Genomic DNA, 16,296 nt, shown 5'->3' on the forward strand with positions numbered 1-16,296 from the left:
GGTGGACGCGGCCGCCGTCGCGGGCATGACCGGGTTGCGTCATCCTGAAGGGACGCCCCTACGACCCTCTCCGCAACCCGAGGTGCCGCAGCGCAGGGAGGCCGCGAAGGAGGCCTCCAGGGATCGCGCGGCTGGCTCGAGGGCTCCTTCGAGGCCCGCTCACGCGGGCACCTCGGGATGAAATCGCGTTGGGGAAAGCCGATCTCACCCCCGCGGCGTCTGGTGTCCCCGTTCAGGCGGCGCGTCGTCGCGCCACCCCCGCCTCGTTGGCCACCGCGCCCACCGGCGACTGCACGCCGGTCGCCCGGACCATCCCCTCGACGCCCGCCAGAGCGCCCGCGCGCAGCTCGAGACCGAGGAAGCGCTCGCGCTCGAACGGCCCCGGCAGGGTCAGGCCCTCCGCGAGCGCCCGGTCGAAGCCGAAGCGGGCATAGTAGGGCGCGTCGCCGACCAGCAGCACGGCGCCGTGGCCGAGGGCCTCCGCCCGGCCGAGGGCCGCCTGCATCATCACCGAGCCGAGCCCCTGCCCCTGGATCGCCGGATCGACGGCGAGTGGGCCGAGCAGCAGCGCCGGGCGGGCGGGCCCGGCCTCGACGTGCCACAGCCGCAGAGTGCCGACGAGGCGGCCGCCCCGAATCGCCGCGAAGGCGAGTCCGCGGGCCGGCCGACGGCCTTCGCGCAGGCGCTCCGAGGTCTTGGCATGGCGGTTGCCGGGAAAGCACGCGTCGAGCAGGCGCTCGCGCGCCGGGACGTCGTGGACATGCTCCGCGCGGATCTCGATCATGGCTGTGCCCTCCCCGGGCCGGCAAGCGGGAGAAGCGGTGGGTTCCGACGGACGGCCGAAGGCGATCCGTCGATGCGACAGCGGGAGATCGCTCCCGGCAGCGACACGCTGCCGGGAGGTTCTGCAGCAGGTCAGATGACGATCTGCTGAAGGGGCGGGAAGCCGTTGAAGGCCACCGCCGCGTAGGTGGTGGTGTAGGCGCCCGCACCCTCGATCAGCACCTTGTCGCCGATCGAGAGCGAGACCGGCAGCGGATAGAGCTGCCGCTCGTAGAGCACGTCCACCGAGTCGCAGGTCGGGCCGGCGATGACGCAGGGCTCGGTCGCGTCGCCGTCCCGGGCGGTGCGGATCGGGTAGCGGATCGCCTCGTCCATGGTCTCGGCCAGCCCGCCGAACTTGCCGATGTCGAGGTAGACCCACCGGACCTCGTCGGCGTCCGCGGACTTCTTCGACACGAGCACGACCTCGGCCTCGATCAGGCCGGCATTGCCGACCATGCCGCGGCCCGGCTCGATGATCGTCTCGGGGATCTGGTTGCCGAAATGCTTGGTCAGGCCCCGGAAGATCGCCTCGCCGTAGCTCTCCACGCCCGGCACCGCCTTGAGGTACTTGGTCGGGAAGCCGCCGCCGAGATTGACCATCGACAGGCCGATCCCGCGCTCCGCGCACTCGCGGAAGATCGCCGCCGCGGAGCCGAGCGCCCCGTCCCAGGCCTCGGTGTTGCCCTGCTGCGAGCCGACATGGAACGAGATGCCGTAGGCCTCCAGCCCCTGGCGATGGGCGTGCTCCAGCACGTCCGCGGCCATCTCGGGCACGCAGCCGAACTTGCGCGAGAGCGGCCAGTCGGCGCCCGCGCCGTCGCACAGGATGCGGCAGAACACCCGGATCTCGCCGGTCGGCACGTCCGTGGCCACGGCGGCCCGGGCGATCTTCTCGACCTCGGCCTGGCAGTCGACCGCGAACAGGCGGATGCCGAGCTTCAGGGCGCGGCCGATGCAGCGCTCCTTCTTGATCGTGTTGCCGAAGGAGATCCGGTCGGCGGTGGCGCCGGCGGCCAGCACCATCTCCATCTCGGCGACGGAGGCGGTGTCGAAGCACGAGCCCATCTCGGCGAGCAGGCGCAGCACCTCGGGGGCCGGGTTCGCCTTCACGGCGTAGAACACGCGGGTGTCCGGCAGGGAGCGCGCGAAGGCGGTGTAGTTGTCACGCACGACGTCGAGATCGAGGACCATCACGGGGCCCTCGTCCTGACCGAGGTCGCGGCGCACGCGCAGGAAGTCACGGATGCGGTCGGTCATAGTCGTCTCCCGGCACGGGTTCGCGAGCGCCCTACGCGGGGCGCGCTGTCGAAGATGACGGCCAGGACTGGCCGTCGGCGTCAGGGGGCGATGCGTCGCGCGGACCCACGCGCTTTGGAGACGCGTGCGTCAGTGCGGGCGCAGAGCACCCGGAAGCTGCCGTGGATTGGAAGGGATGACCCCCACCGCACGCCGGGCAAAGAGAAACAAGCCTCTTCGGTGCCGGCCTGTGGAGGGCCGACGAGACCAAAAAAGCCCGTTCGTCGTTGCTTTAAGCTGCGTCCCCCGTGGAGAGCGGGGTTCGCCGGTTTCGCCTCCGGCTGCCGGTTGTTGTCGGGGTCCGGTGTTGCCACCTGGATGCCGGCCGTAGGGATCCACCCTTGCGACCATCGATCCTTTAAGACCCCTGGCGGCTGTCCGGCAGTTGACCGGATGCCCACCAACCGACACGCGGCCACAGGCACGTGCGAAATTGGGCACGGCGCATATACGGAGACAGGCCCGGCCCGGCAAGGGGAAGATGCCCCGGACCGCCCGCTTTTCCGCCCGGAATCCACACCCCGTGCGGCCCGTTGCAAAAACGACGCAGCCCGACCGGGCCGAAGGCGCCGTGCGGGCTTCCCAAGCGGGGCGGAAGCGGGCATCTGACCGGAGCGGGCAGAACACGCAGGTAAGCAAGCGATGGCCGGGCCGACCAGATCCACCGCGACGGCGCGGGCGTGAGCGCCCCCCTGCGCAACCCGGTCGGCGACGGGCTCCCCGAGCCGACGATCCGGACCGCCACGCTCGCCGATCTCGACGCCCTGGTCGCCCTGGAGCACGCCGCCTTCGCCACAGACCGGGCGGAGCGCCGGGCGATCCGCCACGCGATCCTGTCGCCCACCATGGACGTGCTGGCGGCGCTGATCGACGCGCCGGATGCGGACCCGACGCCGGTCCTCGTCGGCGCCGCGGTGCTGGAGCGGCGGCGCAGCAGCCGGATCGCCCGGCTGGCGTCGATCGCGGTGGCGCCGAATCGCGGCGGCCTCGGCCTCGGCGGCCGACTCCTCGACGCGGCGGAGGCGCAGGCCCGCAGCCAGGGCTGCGACCGGCTCCGGCTGGAGGTGCGCGCCGACAACGGCGCCGGCATCCGCCTCTACGAGCGCCGGGGCTATACCCGCTTCGCCGTGCGGCCGGACTATTACGAGGACGGGATGGAAGCCTGGCGCTACGAGCGCGGGCTGTAGGCGTCGCGCAGGGCTGCCGCCGATACGCGGGCCGCCTGCGGGCCGGCAGCCATCACGTTGACATCCGGATGCGATCGAAGCCGTCCGCTCCCGCGGCCCTGTTCGTCGTCACGAGGGGACGCGGCGGCCCGACGGGCAGGACACCGAGCAGGCGAGCCCCGCCCGGGACTGCTTCGCCGCACGCTCCTGCAGGGTGCCGGCAGGCCGGCCGCGCTCGGCCTCGGGCCGTTCGCGGATGCGACCGCAGGGCGCCAGATCCGCCTCGCGCCGTTCGACCGCGGGGAGCAGCCCCGCCGCGCCGCCCAGGCCACGCTGATTTCAGCGCTTATAAATTCGGCACAACCCCCGTAAATTGACTCGCCTCTCAATCAAATTCGCGTTCTATTATAAAATCTCGATGACAATATCCGTATAAAATCGCAATTATACAACACATGATCCGCCGATTGCCTGACAAAACCTAACGTTTTAAGACAAAGCATCGCAGACCTTGAGACTTTACCCATGACTCGCTGGCTGGGGCGCTTCTCGATCCGGACGTTGTTGTCCCTGGTGATCGTCATCATGGCCTGCATGGCGCTGGCCAACGCCGTCAGGACACTCTTCGACGAGCGGGCGCAGGCGATGGGTGCGGTCAGGGCGGTGACCTTGACGCAGGCGAGCCAGGGACTCCTCCGGACCATCCTGCCGCTGCGGCTGGAGCGCGGATCGACCCTCGCCCTCGGGGGTGAGGCGCCCGCGGACGCGAAGACCCTGTCGACCATCGCGGGCAGCCGGCAGGCGCTGATCGAGAATTACCGCCAGGCTCAGCGCAGCCTGAGCGATCTGGCCGAGCCGACGGTCAGCGCGACGCTCGATCGCCTGAACGCGGCCCAGGAGGCGATGGCGGCCCTGCGCCCCCGCATCGACGCGGCCCTCAGGCTGCCGAAGGCCCGTCGTGAGCCGGCGCTGCGGGACGCCGCGATGGCCGCCTTCCAGGACCTGCTCGAGGCCCTGACGGCCACGCTGAAGGCGGTCGACGCGGCCATTCCCCGGTCCGATCCCGTCCTGGAGCGCTATCTCGCCCTCAAACAGGCGGCCTGGGACACGCGCGTCGCCAGCGGCAACGTCGCGGTGCGGGTGCAGACCTCCCTGATCGCCGGAACGTCGTGGTCCCTGCCCGAGACCGTCGCGGCGGCTGAGGAGCGGACCGAACTTCTGTCCGCGTGGCGGCGCACGACCGAGGCCGCGACCGACGTCTCGGAGACGGTGCGGGCCGCGTTCGTGCGGGCGAAGGCCGACAATTTCGAGGGCGACACCAAGGCCATCGCGCAGGCGGTCTTCGACGCGCTCAGCACGCACACGCCCCCGCACCACACCTTCGCGGAGCTGCGCGACCGCAACACCGAGAACCAGCGCTCCCTCGTGGCCCTCTGCGACGCGGCCCTCGACGCGATGGTGGCGCGCGCCGAGACGCTCGCCGACGCGGCCCGGACCGACGTCGTGCACAGCGTCGCGGCGCTGCTGGCGGTGATCCTGCTGGTGGCCCTCGGCCTGTGGACCCTGTTCGGCGGCGTGCTGCGCCCGCTCCGGGCGCTGACGGCGACGATGCAGGCGCTGGCGGACGGGGACGCCTCCGCCACGGTCCCGGCGCGCGCCTACCGCAACGAGATCGGCGCGATGGCGCGGGCCGTCCAGGTGTTCAAGGACAACCTGATCCGCAGCCGCCAGCTCGAAGCCGAGGCCGCCGAGGCGCGGCTGGCGGCGGAGGCGCGGCGCCGGTCCGACCTGCGGGCGATGGCCGAGCGCTTCGAGCAGACGGTCGGCGGCATCATCGCTCAGGTCTCGGACTCGGCCACCGCCCTGCAGGGTACGGCCCAGACCATGACGGCCACCGCGACCCAGACCGCGAGCCAGTCCAGCACCGTGGCGGCCGCCGCCGAGGAGGCCGCCGCCAACGTCAACACCGTTGCGGCGGCGGCCGAGGAACTCGGGGCCTCCGTGGAGGAGATCGGCCGGCAGGTCGAGGGATCGACCAAGCTCGCCCAAGGGGCCGTCTCGGAGGCGGGACAGACGGGCACGCTGGTCCGGGACCTGAGCGGCGCGGTCGCGCGGATCGGCGACGTGATCGGGCTGATCGCGGCGATCGCCGGCCAGACCAATCTGCTGGCGCTCAACGCGACGATCGAGGCCGCCCGCGCCGGCGAGGCCGGCCGGGGCTTCGCGGTCGTCGCCAGCGAGGTGAAGGCGCTGGCGGCGCAGACCGCGCGGGCGACCGAGGAGATCGCCGGCCAGATCGCCGGCATCCAGGGCGTGACCGGCCGGGCCGTCGCGGCGATCGGCGCGATCACGGGGCGGATCGAGGAGATCAGCGGCGTGGCGAACGCGATCGCCGCGGCGGTGGAGGAGCAGGGATCGGCCACCCGGGAGATCGTCCGGAACGTCGGGCAGGCGGCCGTCGGCACCGGCGCGGTGACCAGCACCATCCTGGGCGTCGCCGGGGCCGCCGAGGAGACCGGCCGGGCCGCCGACGCGGTGCTGGCGGCGGCGTCCGCGCTGTCGCGCCAATCCGCGACGCTCACGGCCGAAGTCACGCGCTTCCTCGACACCGTCCGGGCCGCCTGACCGGACGGTGTCGGAGGCCCCGCGGGTCTCCGCCCCGATCTCGCCCGGTTAGGGGAGTCTTACGGCTCGCGCGCTACAGCGCGGGAACGGGCGGGGCGACCCCGCCGCGCATGAGACGCCGTCCATGGCCGTGATCGCCGCCTTCGTCATCAATGCGGGGCTCAACTTCGTCCTCGGCCTGCTGATCGCCAAGCTGCTGGGGCCGGCCGATTTCGGCCGGTTCGCCCTCGCGACCACCGGCGCCATCGTGCTGAACACGGTGCTGTTCGAGTGGCTGCGCCTCTCGGCGACGCGGTTCTACTCGGGACGGGTGCGCGTCGACGAGCCGTGGATCCGCCATGGGCTCGACCGGGCCTATCTGCGCATCGGCCTGCTGCTTCTAGCCGCCGCCGCCCTGTGCGGGGCCTTCGGCTTCGCCGGCGGCGCCGACGGGCGCGAGGCGGTCCTGTGCGGAACCGGCCTCGCGGCGCTCGGCATCGGCGTGTTCGACTACCACGCGGCCCTCGCCCGGGCCCGGTTCGACGGCAAGCTCTATCTCGGCCTCGTCGCGGTGAAGAACGTCCTGTCCTTCGCCCTGATGGCGGCGGCGGCGTGGTGGCTGCCCCAGCCGGCCTGGGTGCTGGCGGCGGCGGGGCTCAGCCAGCTCCTCGCGGTGCTCCTGCTGCGCCACCCCCTGCGCGACCCGCACACGCCCTTCGAACGGCCGCGCCTGTCGGCGACCTGGAGGGTCTTCGCCCGCTACGGCCTGCCGCTCATCGCCGCCAACACCGCCTATCAGTGCCTCGCCTTCGTGAACCGGGGCGCCATCGCCAGCCATGCCGGCTTCGCCGAGGCCGGCTACTTCGCACTGGCCGCCGACGTCACCGCGCGCGCGATGACGACGCTCGGCACCGCCCTCGACCTGCTCCTGTTCCAGCTCGCCGTGCAGGCAGAGGAGCAGAGCGGCCGCGCCGCCGCCGAGGCGCAGGTCGCCGCCAATGCCGGCACGGTGTTCGCCCTGCTGGCACCCTGCGCGGTCGGTTTCTGGGCGGTGCTGCCGGCCCTCCAGGGACTGGTCGTGCCGGACGCCTATCGCGGGCCGTTCGAGACCTACAGCACCGTGCTGATGCCGGGCCTCTTCTGCCTGTCGATGATGTTCTACGCCCTCAACCCGGTCTTCCAGATCCGCCGCCGGACCCTGCCGGTGGTCGCCGCCGCCCTGGTCGGCCTCGCGGTCAACGGCGCCGGCCTTCTGATCCTGCCGGACCGGATGGGCGGGATCGGCGTCGCCCTGGCGCAGACTGCCGGGCTCGCCGCCGCGGGATTGTGGCTCGGCTGGCGCGCCCTCACCGGCGCCGAGCGGATCGTGCTGCCCTGGGGGGAGATCGGCGTCGCGGCCCTCGCCTGCGCGGCGATGGGCCTCGCGCTCGCCCCCTTCCGGCACCTGCCGCCCGCCACCGCGCTGGCGGTCCTGGTCCCGGCCGGGACGGCCCTCTACGGGGCGCTGGTCTGGATCTTCGACATCGCCGGCCTGCGCCGTCAGGTCCTGGCGCGTCTGCGTCCCGCGCGGACCCTGGCGGCGGAGCAGGGTTCCAGGCCCCAGGCAGGCGCCTTCGCGGCAGCCCCGCACAGGAAACCCGCCCGCTGAAACCCCGCGACTCCACCTCCGCTTGAATCCGCCGCCGGATCCGGCGACACCCGTCCTGGAATGGATACAAACAGGACCGGGACGGAAACGATGGGCGTGTACGAGCCCGGCACCGAGGCGGAGGCCGGGGAGATCGTGCGGGCGGCCGCCGGGCGCGGCGAGCGCCTGCGGCTCGCGGGCGGCGGCACCGCCACGGGGCTCGGTCGGCCCGCGCAGGACAGCGCGACGCTCTCCGCGAAGGCGCTGACCGGCGTCACGCTCTACGAACCCGCCGAGATGGTGGTGGCGGCCCGGGCGGGCACGCCGCTGGCCGAGGTCGAGGCGCTGCTCGCCTCCCGGGGCCAGATGCTGCCCTTCGAGCCGATGGACCTGCGCGGCCTCTACGGCAGCTCCGGCGCGCCGACCCTCGGCGCGGTGGCGGCGATCAACAATGCCGGCCCGCGCCGCATCAATGCCGGGGCGGCCCGGGACAGCCTGATCGGCGTGCGCTTCGTCAACGGGCGGGGCGAGGCGATCAAGTCGGGCGGGCGGGTGATGAAGAACGTCACCGGGCTCGACCTCGTGAAGCTGATGGCCGGCGCCCACGGCACGCTGGGCCTGCTCACCGAGGTCACCTTCAAGGTGCTGCCGGCCTGCGAGCGCGTGGCGACCCTCGTCTTCTCCGGGCTGGACGATGCCCGGGCGGTGACGGCCCTTTCGGAGGCCCTCGGCTCGCCCTTCGAACTCACCGGCGCCGCGCATCTGCCGGCGGGGATCGGCGCCCCGGAGGCGCGGACCCTGATGCGCCTCGAAGGCTTTTCCGACTCCATCGACTACCGCACGGGCGAGCTGCGCCGCCTGCTCAAGCGCTACGGCCAGCCCGAGATCGTGGACGGCGAGGCCGGCGCCGCCCTCTGGCGGTCCGTGCGGGACGCCGCGCCGCTCGCCGAGCCGCGGGAGGCCGCCCTCTGGCGGATCTCCACCGCGCCGACCCACGGGCCGGCCCTGGCGGCGGCGGTGGCGGCGGAGCGCCCCGCGCGTTGGTTCTTCGACTGGGGCGGCGGCCTGATCTGGCTCGCCACCGGTGCCGAGGGCGATGCCGGCGCCGATGCGGTGCGCCGGGCCGTGAAGACCCAGGGCGGCCACGCCACGCTGGTCCGCGCCCCCGACGCCGTGCGCGCCGCCGTGCCGGTGTTCCAGCCGCTGGCCGAGCCGCTGATGCGGCTCACCGCCGGCATCAAGGCGGCGCACGATCCCGCCGGGGTGCTCAACCCCGGCCGGATGTACGCGCAGGTTTGAGGTTCATCCCCTTCCCCCGCGGGGAGGGGCCAGGAACGGGGTGGCTGAGGACCGGGCGCAACGGTGCCTCCTGCGCCACCCCCACGCGGGATCCGCGATCCCGGAACTCCGCCCCGCAAGGGGGGCGGAGAGCAGGCAGGAAGAGACCGTGCAGACCAATTTTGCTCCCGCCCAGCTCGCCGATCCCGCCATGGCGGCCTCGGAGAAGATCCTGCGGACCTGCGTGCATTGCGGCTTCTGCACGGCGACCTGCCCGACTTACCTGCTGCTCGGCGACGAGCTCGATTCGCCGCGCGGCCGCATCTACCTGATCAAGGACATGCTGGAGGGCGGCAAGCCGGCCTCGCAGGAGGTGGTCAAGCATATCGACCGCTGCCTCTCCTGCCTGTCGTGCATGACCACCTGCCCGTCCGGGGTGCACTACATGCACCTCGTCGACCATGCCCGGGCCCATATCGAGAAGACCTACGCGCGGCCGGCCGGCGACCGGTTCCTGCGGACGCTGCTCGCCCAGGTCCTGCCATACCCGAACCGGTTCCGCCTCGCCCTCGCCGCCGCCAAGCTCGGAAGCCCGGTCCGCGGGCTGGTGGCGCGGCTGCCGCGGGTCGGCAACCGCCTCGCCGCCATGCTCGACCTGGCGCCCGCCGGGATGCCGCCCCGCGAGCCGACCAACCGGCCGGGCCGGTTCCCGCCGACGGGCGGCCCGGCGACCAAGCGCGTCGCCCTGCTGCGCGGCTGCGCCCAGAGCGTGTTGCGGCCGGACTTCAACGCGGCGGCGATCCGGCTGCTCAACCGGCACGGGATCGAGGTGGTGCACGCCAACGAGGGCTGCTGCGGGGCGCTGACCCACCACATGGGCAAGGAGGATTCCGCCCACGCCCATGCCAAGCAGACGATCGACGCCTGGGACGCCGAGATCGCCAAGGGCCTCGACGCGATCTTGGTCACCGCGTCCGGATGCGGCACGACCATCAAGGATTACGGCTTCATGTTCCGCGACGACCCCGCCTATGCCGAGAAGGCGCGGCGCGTGTCGTCCTTGGCCAAGGACGTCACCGAGTATCTGGCGTTGCTCGACCTCGCTCCGGTGGCCGAGAACGACCTCGTGGTGGCCTACCACTCCGCCTGCTCGATGCAGCACGGCCAGGGCATCCGGCTGGAGCCGAAGACGCTGCTCAAGCGGGCGGGCTTCACCGTGAAGGACGTGCCCGAGGGCCATATCTGCTGCGGCTCGGCGGGGACCTACAACATCCTGCAGCCGGAGCTGGCTGCGAAGCTGCGCGCCCGCAAGGTCGCCAACATCGAGCGCGTGCGCCCCGACGTGATCGCCACCGGCAACATCGGCTGCGCCACGCAGATCGGGAAGGGCACCGGCATCCCGATCGTCCACACGGTCGAGCTGCTCGACTGGGCGACCGGCGGCCCGAAGCCCGCCGCGCTCGCCGGGGTGGCGCCGCGGATCGCGGCGGCGGAATAGGATCCTCCCGGTCGGATCGCCGCCCCGGCATCGCGCGCGCACGCACCGGGCCCAGGGGACGCGCTACGACGCAGGACCGCGCACGCAGGGACGGCGGCTCCGCCCTCGCGCGCCATGACAGCCCCGTGACATCTATTCACGCTTGACCCTTGCCAAATCCGCACAGCGGTCTGTAATGATGAGGACCCCTCTCCGGTCCCGCCGGTCGCCGCAACGGCCCGCGGACGTGACCGAATTCCTTGCGAAAACGGTCGCGGTGTCGCGGCGGGCCGTTTCGGTCCGTCTGACGGCGACGGGTGTCGCCCGTGATCGGGCAGGTGTCACACGACGCGGCGGAGCTTCTCCGCCGCACCCCAGAATTCACGGCCGATCCCCATCGGCCGAGATTGTTTCGCGAGGTCGGGACCACGATGGACGGACGCACGGCCCAGCATAGAGCTGCGCGTGCCCCGGAGGCGCAAGAGGCGCGTCGCACCGGTCCGTCCCTCCTCCCGGCCTGTTTCAACCCCAGGCGCCCAGGGCGCCGAACGGCGGTTGACGGCAATTTCCCCTCGAACCCATCCGCCTCGGCGACGAGGCCGGCACCCCACCCGACAGGTTTGACGTCGGGCGAGGCGCCGCCGGGACCACGGGCACGGAGAACGACGTCGGCCGCCATGCCGAGAGTCCGACATGGCCAACAAAATGCTGATCGACGCGATGCACCCGGAGGAGACCCGGGTCGTCACGGTCCACGGGTCTAGGGTCGAGGAGTTCGATTTCGAAGCCGCCAACCGGCGTCAGCTGCGCGGCAACATCTATCTCGCCAAGGTGACCCGGGTGGAGCCGTCGCTCCAGGCGGCGTTCGTGGAGTATGGCGGCAACCGCCACGGCTTCCTGGCCTTCAACGAGATCCACCCCGACTACTACCAGATCCCGCTCGCCGACCGGCAGGCGCTCCTCGAGGAGGACGCCCGCGACGCCGAGGAGCACCGCGAGCGCGAGGAGCGCCGCCGCCGGTCGCCGCGCCGCTCCCGCGGCCGCCGCGCCGAGGCCCGCGCCCGCGGCGCCGACGAGACCGTGAGCGCCGAGGACGGGCACGAGGCGTCCCAGACCGAGGATCAGGCCGAGATCCGGACGGAAGCCGGTTTCGATCCGGCCGCCGAGCCCGATACGCTCGCCGAGCATCCCGAGGCCGTGCGGGAGGCCCTCGCCTCCGAGACCGCCGCCGGCGACATCCCCGTGGCGCAGGACGAGCCGGCGCAGGCCGCCGAGGCCGCCCCTGCCGAGGCGCCGTTCGACGCTGCCCCCGCCGAGGCCGCCCCTGCCGAGGCGCAGGCGGCGCACGACATGGCCGGGCCGGTCGCTGACGACGCCGCCGCCGAGCAGGACGCCCCGGTCGAGGCCGAGGCCCGCATCGCCGTGGCGGGGGCGCTGACCGTCGCCGAAGCGCCGGCCGAGTCCCTCGCGGAGGAGACCGCCGAGCCGGCGGACGCCGACGAGGCGGATGACGCGTCCGACGAGGACGACGAGGAATCCGACGACGAGGATGAGGACGAGGACGAGTCGGAGGACGACGAGGACGAGTCCGACGAGGATGAGGACGAATCGGACGAGGATTCCGACGATCCCGACGCCGAGCCCAAGATCGCCCAGGTCGGCGGCAACGGCGACGCCCTGGCCGAGATCCCCGAGCGGCCCCGCCACTACCGCCGCCAGTACAAGATCCAGGAGGTGATCAAGCGCCGCCAGATCATCCTGGTTCAGGTGGTCAAGGAGGAGCGCGGCACGAAGGGCGCGGCGCTCACCACCTACCTGTCGCTCGCCGGCCGCTACTCGGTGCTGATGCCCAATACCGGTCGCGGCGGCGGCATCTCCCGGAAGATCACCTCGGCGGCCGACCGCAAGCGCCTTAAGGAGGTCGTGCAGGATCTGGAGGTGCCCGAAGGGATGGGCGTCATCCTGCGCACCGCCGGCGCCTCGCGCTCCAAGCCCGAGATCGCCCGCGACTTCGAGTACCTGATGCGGCTGTGGGAGTCGGTCCGCGAGCTGACGCTGACCTCGATGGCGCCCGCGCTGGTCTACGAGGAAGGCTCGCTGATCAAGCGCGCCATCCGCGACCTGTACAACAAGGATCTGGACGAGGTTCTGGTCGCCGGCGAGGACGCCTACCGCGAGGCCAAGGACTTCATGCGGATGCTGATGCCCGGCCAGTCCAAGGTCGTGAAGCCCTACCGCGACCCGACGCCGATCTTCGCCCGCTTCGGCGTCGAGCAGCAGCTCGACGCGATGTTCTCCAGCCACGTCTCGCTGAAGTCCGGCGGCTATCTGGTGATCAACCCGACCGAGGCCCTGGTCTCGATCGACGTGAACTCGGGCCGCGCCACCCGCGAGCACGACATCGAGGACACCGCCCTCAAGACGAACCTGGAGGCCGCCGAGGAGGTTGCCCGCCAGCTGCGCCTGCGCGACCTCGCGGGCCTGATCGTCATCGACTTCATCGACATGGAGGAGAAGCGCAACAACCGCGCCGTCGAGAAGAAGCTGAACGAGTGCCTGAAGAACGACCGCGCCCGCATCCAGGTCGGCCGGATCTCGCCCTTCGGCCTCATGGAGATGAGCCGCCAGCGCATCCGCACGGGCGTGCTCGAATCCTCCTCGATCCCCTGCGCCCATTGCGGCGGCTCGGGCTTCGTGCGCGCCACCGCCTCGGTGGCCCTGCACATCCTGCGCTCCATCGAGGAGGCGCTGCTCAAGTCGGCGAGCCACAACCTCGTGCTGCGGACCCGCACCGAGGTCGCCCTCTACATCCTCAACCAGAAGCGCGGGCACCTGCGCGAGCTGGAGATGCGCTTCGGCGTGACCATCACGATCGCGGCCGACGAGCGGCTGGCCGCCACCGCGGCCTTCCAGCTTGACCGCGGCGAGCCGGCTCAGCGCGCCGAGGGTCCGGTGACGGGCGTGCGCGCCCAGGCGATCTCGCCCACCACGGAGTTCGAGGACGAGGACGAGGAGGCCGACGAGGTCGAGGCCGAGGTCGAGGCGGATGCCGAGGGCGAGGCCGAGGAGGGCCGCGCCGAGACGCGCGAGGAGGCGACGCGCGAGGAGGGTGAAGGCCGCCGCCGGCGGCGCCGCCGCCGCCGCCGGGGCGGGCGTCAGGACGGTCGCGCCGAGGAGGATCGCGGCGACGATGATCGCCAGGAGGGCGAGCGTTCGGACGAGGACGGTCGGGACGAGGACTGGGACGGCGAGGAGCCGGCCGCAGCCGAGGCGCCGGCCGAGGCCGTCGCAGCCGAGGCCGGGGAGACCGATGAGGCCGTGGCCGGCCCCGACGAGGCGGCCCGCGCCGAGGACGAGGGCGGACGCCGCCGCCGCCGCGGACGCCGCGGCGGTCGCGGACGGAGCGAGGGCCGCACGCGGGACGCCGCCGAGACGGAGGATGCTCCCGACGCGGTGGGCGAGACGGTGGCCCTGTCGGCGGAAGAGCCGGTGAGCGCCCAGGCGGTGGCGGAGGCGGTTGAGGCCGCCCCGGCGGCCGGCCGCACCGAGACCGCCGTGGATCTGCCGGTGGCGGAAGCCGAAGCCCCTGCGCCGGCCGACCGAGAGCCCGCCGCTGCGCCGGACGCCGCGACCGCTGGCCCGGCGGAGGTCCCCGCGGAGCCCGTGGCGGTGGTTCTGACGCCGCCCGCCGATCCGGACCGTCCCAAGCGCGCGGGCTGGTGGTCGCGCACCAAGGCCGCTCTGACGGGCGAATGAAGCATTGCGCCTCCAGATAGATCCATATCTGGAGGCGCAACCTCTGGCAGCGCCGCCGATTGCACTTCCGCAGAGTGCTATATCGGCGGCGGGCAGATCCGGTTATCCTTCACCATTGATTGAAGGTTCTGTGCGAGGGTCCGCTTCGATTCGGATATCGGAGTGTCCCGCATGTTCAGTTTGCGTCGGCAGCGTCACGTTTCTGACGCGGTCGCAACCCCGGTCATAACGCCTGCGCCGTCCACGATTCCGGCGGCGGCGCTGGTCGTGGAACCTCTGCGTCCCGAACCCGAATCGACCGTCGATCGCGAGTGGCTGTCGCTCCTGGCGCGCCTGTCTGCCTCCGCCTCCGACGCCGGGACCTCCATCGGCTGGATGACCCACGACGCCTCCGGCACCGCCGAGCAGGCCCGTCTGATCGCGGCAGCGAGCGAGGAACTCGCCGCGACGACGGGGGAGATCGCCGCCCGCTCCTCCTCGGCGGCCGAGACTGCCGAGACGGCCCGGGCCGGTATCGTCACCTGCGTGGGCGACCTTCACCGCGCCACCGAGGGCATGCGCGGGATCGAAGAGGGGACCGAAGAGATCGGCAGCCGGCTCGACAGCTTCTCGACCGCCGCCCTGCGGATCGAGGAGATGGCCGGCACCATCGCGGCGATCTCGGCCCAGACCAATCTGCTGGCGCTCAACGCCACCATCGAGGCGGCACGGGCCGGCGAGGCCGGCCGCGGCTTCGCGGTGGTCGCCGCGGAGGTCAAGACGCTGTCGGCGCAGACCGCCAAGGCGACCGACGAGATCCGGGCGCGGGTCAGCGGCCTGCGCGAGGAGATGGCGGCGATGCAGGCCGCGGTGACCCGCAGCCGCAACGCGGTCGAGGCCGGCGCCTCCGCGATGATGCGGGCCAATGCCCGCGTCGAGGCCGAGAGTGGCGCCGTGGCGAATGTGGCGGCGCAGATGCGCGAGGCCTCGGAGATCCTCGGCCAGCAGATGCAGGCCACCGGCGACATCGCCCAGAATGTCGGCCGCATCGCGGAAGGCACCGACAAGGCGCGCCGGGAGATCGGTGATGCCCTGGCGCAGTTGAGTCGGATCGAGGATCTGGGGCGTACCCTGCTCGATCGCCAGATCGGGACCAGCGCGGATCAGCAAGTGATCCGCCTTTCGGCGGATTGCGCGGCCTGGCGCCGCGCGATCGCGGCGACCCTGGTCGGGATGCGCTCGACCGACACGCCGCCGGAGGGGATCCCCGCCGATTCGACGCGCGCCGCCGCCATCGAGCGGCCGCTGGCGCAGGCCCGCGAACAGGCAGCCGCCCTGATCCGCCACGTGCGCAGCCAGGCCTGGGATCAGGCGACCACGGCCTTCGTCGCCTTCGAGGCGGCCGTGAAGGAGGCCCGGTCGGCGATCGAGGCCTGAGACCCGGGCCGGTTCCGGGACCGCCGCGTCGCGGGTCGTCTTACGGCGTGATCAGGCGGTCCAGGCGCATCCGGGTAATCTGGGCGACCTCCTCCAGCGCGGTCGCTTCCTCGACCGCCGGATCCCGGCCGAGCCGAGCCTCGAAGATGGACCGGATCTCGGCCCGTCCCCGGCCTCGCACGGCGATGATGAACGGGAAGCCGAAGCGCGCCCGGTAGGCGGCATTCAGGCGGTCGAAGACTTGCGCGTCGGCCTCGCCCATGCGGTCGAGGCCCGCACTCCCCTGCTCGCTCGCGGAATCCGCGGTGAGGCTGCGGGCGCGGGCCTCGGGCCCGGCGAGTTCCGGATGGCCGTTCAGGAAGGCGCGGCGGGTTTCGACGGGGGCGGCACGCACCGCCGCCATCATCGCCGCGTGCAGATCCGCGATGTCGGCGAAGGGCCGCCGGGCCCAGGCGGCCCGAGCCACCCAGGGCGCATGCTCGAAGACGCTGCCGAGGAGCGCCTCGAAGGCCGGCGCATCCATGTCGTTCAGGGCGGCGAGACCGGTCACGCGACCGGTCCTGCGTTGGCACCGGGCCGGGCTCGGGCAGCGGGGACGGAGGGCTTCAACGGGGACTCCTGTCGCACGGGTGAGCGGACGGCCCGTTGCGGTGGAGACCGGGCCTTCGGGGCCGAAGGTTTCTCACGGCGCGCGACCGCGCAAGGCCCAGCCCAGATCGCGCCCTGCGCGTTGCACGGCCATGCGGGCGATCCCCCGCGACCTTGTGGTGGTCCTCCGCCGATCTCGCACAAGCCGGCCCCGCCGACCAGATGCCGCGCCCCGGGGGCTGTCATCCCGCGCCGCCTGGTCG

10 protein-coding genes are annotated in these 16,296 nt (G+C 72.6%); 7 read left to right on the forward strand and 3 right to left on the reverse strand.

The genetic code is table 11. From position 1 onward, the window contains the following. Positions 1–232: 232 nt before the first annotated feature. Complete coding sequence (locus GGQ91_RS03780) at positions 233–784, reverse strand: GNAT family N-acetyltransferase (RefSeq protein ID WP_179697539.1); 552 nt, start codon at positions 782–784, stop codon at positions 233–235. 131 nt (positions 785–915) lie between these two features. Then, positions 916–2,082, reverse strand: a complete 1,167-nt coding sequence (locus GGQ91_RS03785; RefSeq protein ID WP_043355385.1) for a type III PLP-dependent enzyme — start codon at positions 2,080–2,082, stop codon at positions 916–918. A 719-nt stretch (positions 2,083–2,801) separates the two neighbouring features. Here GGQ91_RS03785 and GGQ91_RS03790 point away from each other — a divergent pair. The 7 genes from GGQ91_RS03790 (at position 2,802) to GGQ91_RS03820 (ending at position 15,445) form a co-directional block, all read left to right on the forward strand. Further along, a complete protein-coding gene (locus GGQ91_RS03790; RefSeq protein WP_043355384.1) occupies positions 2,802–3,308 on the forward strand; it encodes a GNAT family N-acetyltransferase in 507 nt (168 codons plus the stop codon). A 504-nt stretch (positions 3,309–3,812) separates the two neighbouring features. Further along, positions 3,813–5,912 (forward strand): methyl-accepting chemotaxis protein, encoded by a 2,100-nt coding sequence (locus GGQ91_RS03795; RefSeq protein ID WP_182591370.1) that lies wholly within the window; start codon positions 3,813–3,815, stop codon positions 5,910–5,912. A gap of 124 nt (positions 5,913–6,036) precedes the next feature. Further along, on the forward strand, positions 6,037–7,539 hold the full coding sequence (locus GGQ91_RS03800) for a lipopolysaccharide biosynthesis protein (protein WP_051045044.1): 1,503 nt from the start codon (positions 6,037–6,039) through the stop codon (positions 7,537–7,539). Positions 7,540–7,629: 90 nt separating this feature from the next. After that, positions 7,630–8,817, forward strand: a complete 1,188-nt coding sequence (gene glcE, locus GGQ91_RS03805) for a glycolate oxidase subunit GlcE (RefSeq protein ID WP_179697536.1) — start codon at positions 7,630–7,632, stop codon at positions 8,815–8,817. A gap of 148 nt (positions 8,818–8,965) precedes the next feature. Further along, positions 8,966–10,294, forward strand: coding sequence for a glycolate oxidase subunit GlcF (gene glcF / locus GGQ91_RS03810; RefSeq protein ID WP_043379110.1), 1,329 nt, complete (start codon positions 8,966–8,968; stop codon positions 10,292–10,294). Positions 10,295–10,966: 672 nt separating this feature from the next. Continuing rightward, positions 10,967–14,029: an Rne/Rng family ribonuclease gene (locus GGQ91_RS03815; RefSeq protein ID WP_182591372.1), complete on the forward strand. Its 3,063-nt coding sequence runs from the start codon at positions 10,967–10,969 to the stop codon at positions 14,027–14,029. Between the two features lie 267 nt (positions 14,030–14,296). Next, a complete protein-coding gene (locus GGQ91_RS03820) occupies positions 14,297–15,445 on the forward strand; it encodes a methyl-accepting chemotaxis protein (protein ID WP_236952758.1) in 1,149 nt (382 codons plus the stop codon). Positions 15,446–15,485: 40 nt separating this feature from the next. On the opposite strand, the gene uraD is transcribed toward GGQ91_RS03820, so the two are convergent. Then, complete coding sequence (gene uraD / locus GGQ91_RS03825; RefSeq protein WP_278306233.1) at positions 15,486–15,995, reverse strand: 2-oxo-4-hydroxy-4-carboxy-5-ureidoimidazoline decarboxylase; 510 nt, start codon at positions 15,993–15,995, stop codon at positions 15,486–15,488. Positions 15,996–16,296: the final 301 nt, after the last annotated feature.

It is taken from the genome of Methylobacterium fujisawaense, assembly GCF_014138435.1.
In the GTDB taxonomy this organism is placed as follows: Bacteria; Pseudomonadota; Alphaproteobacteria; order Rhizobiales; family Beijerinckiaceae; genus Methylobacterium; species Methylobacterium fujisawaense.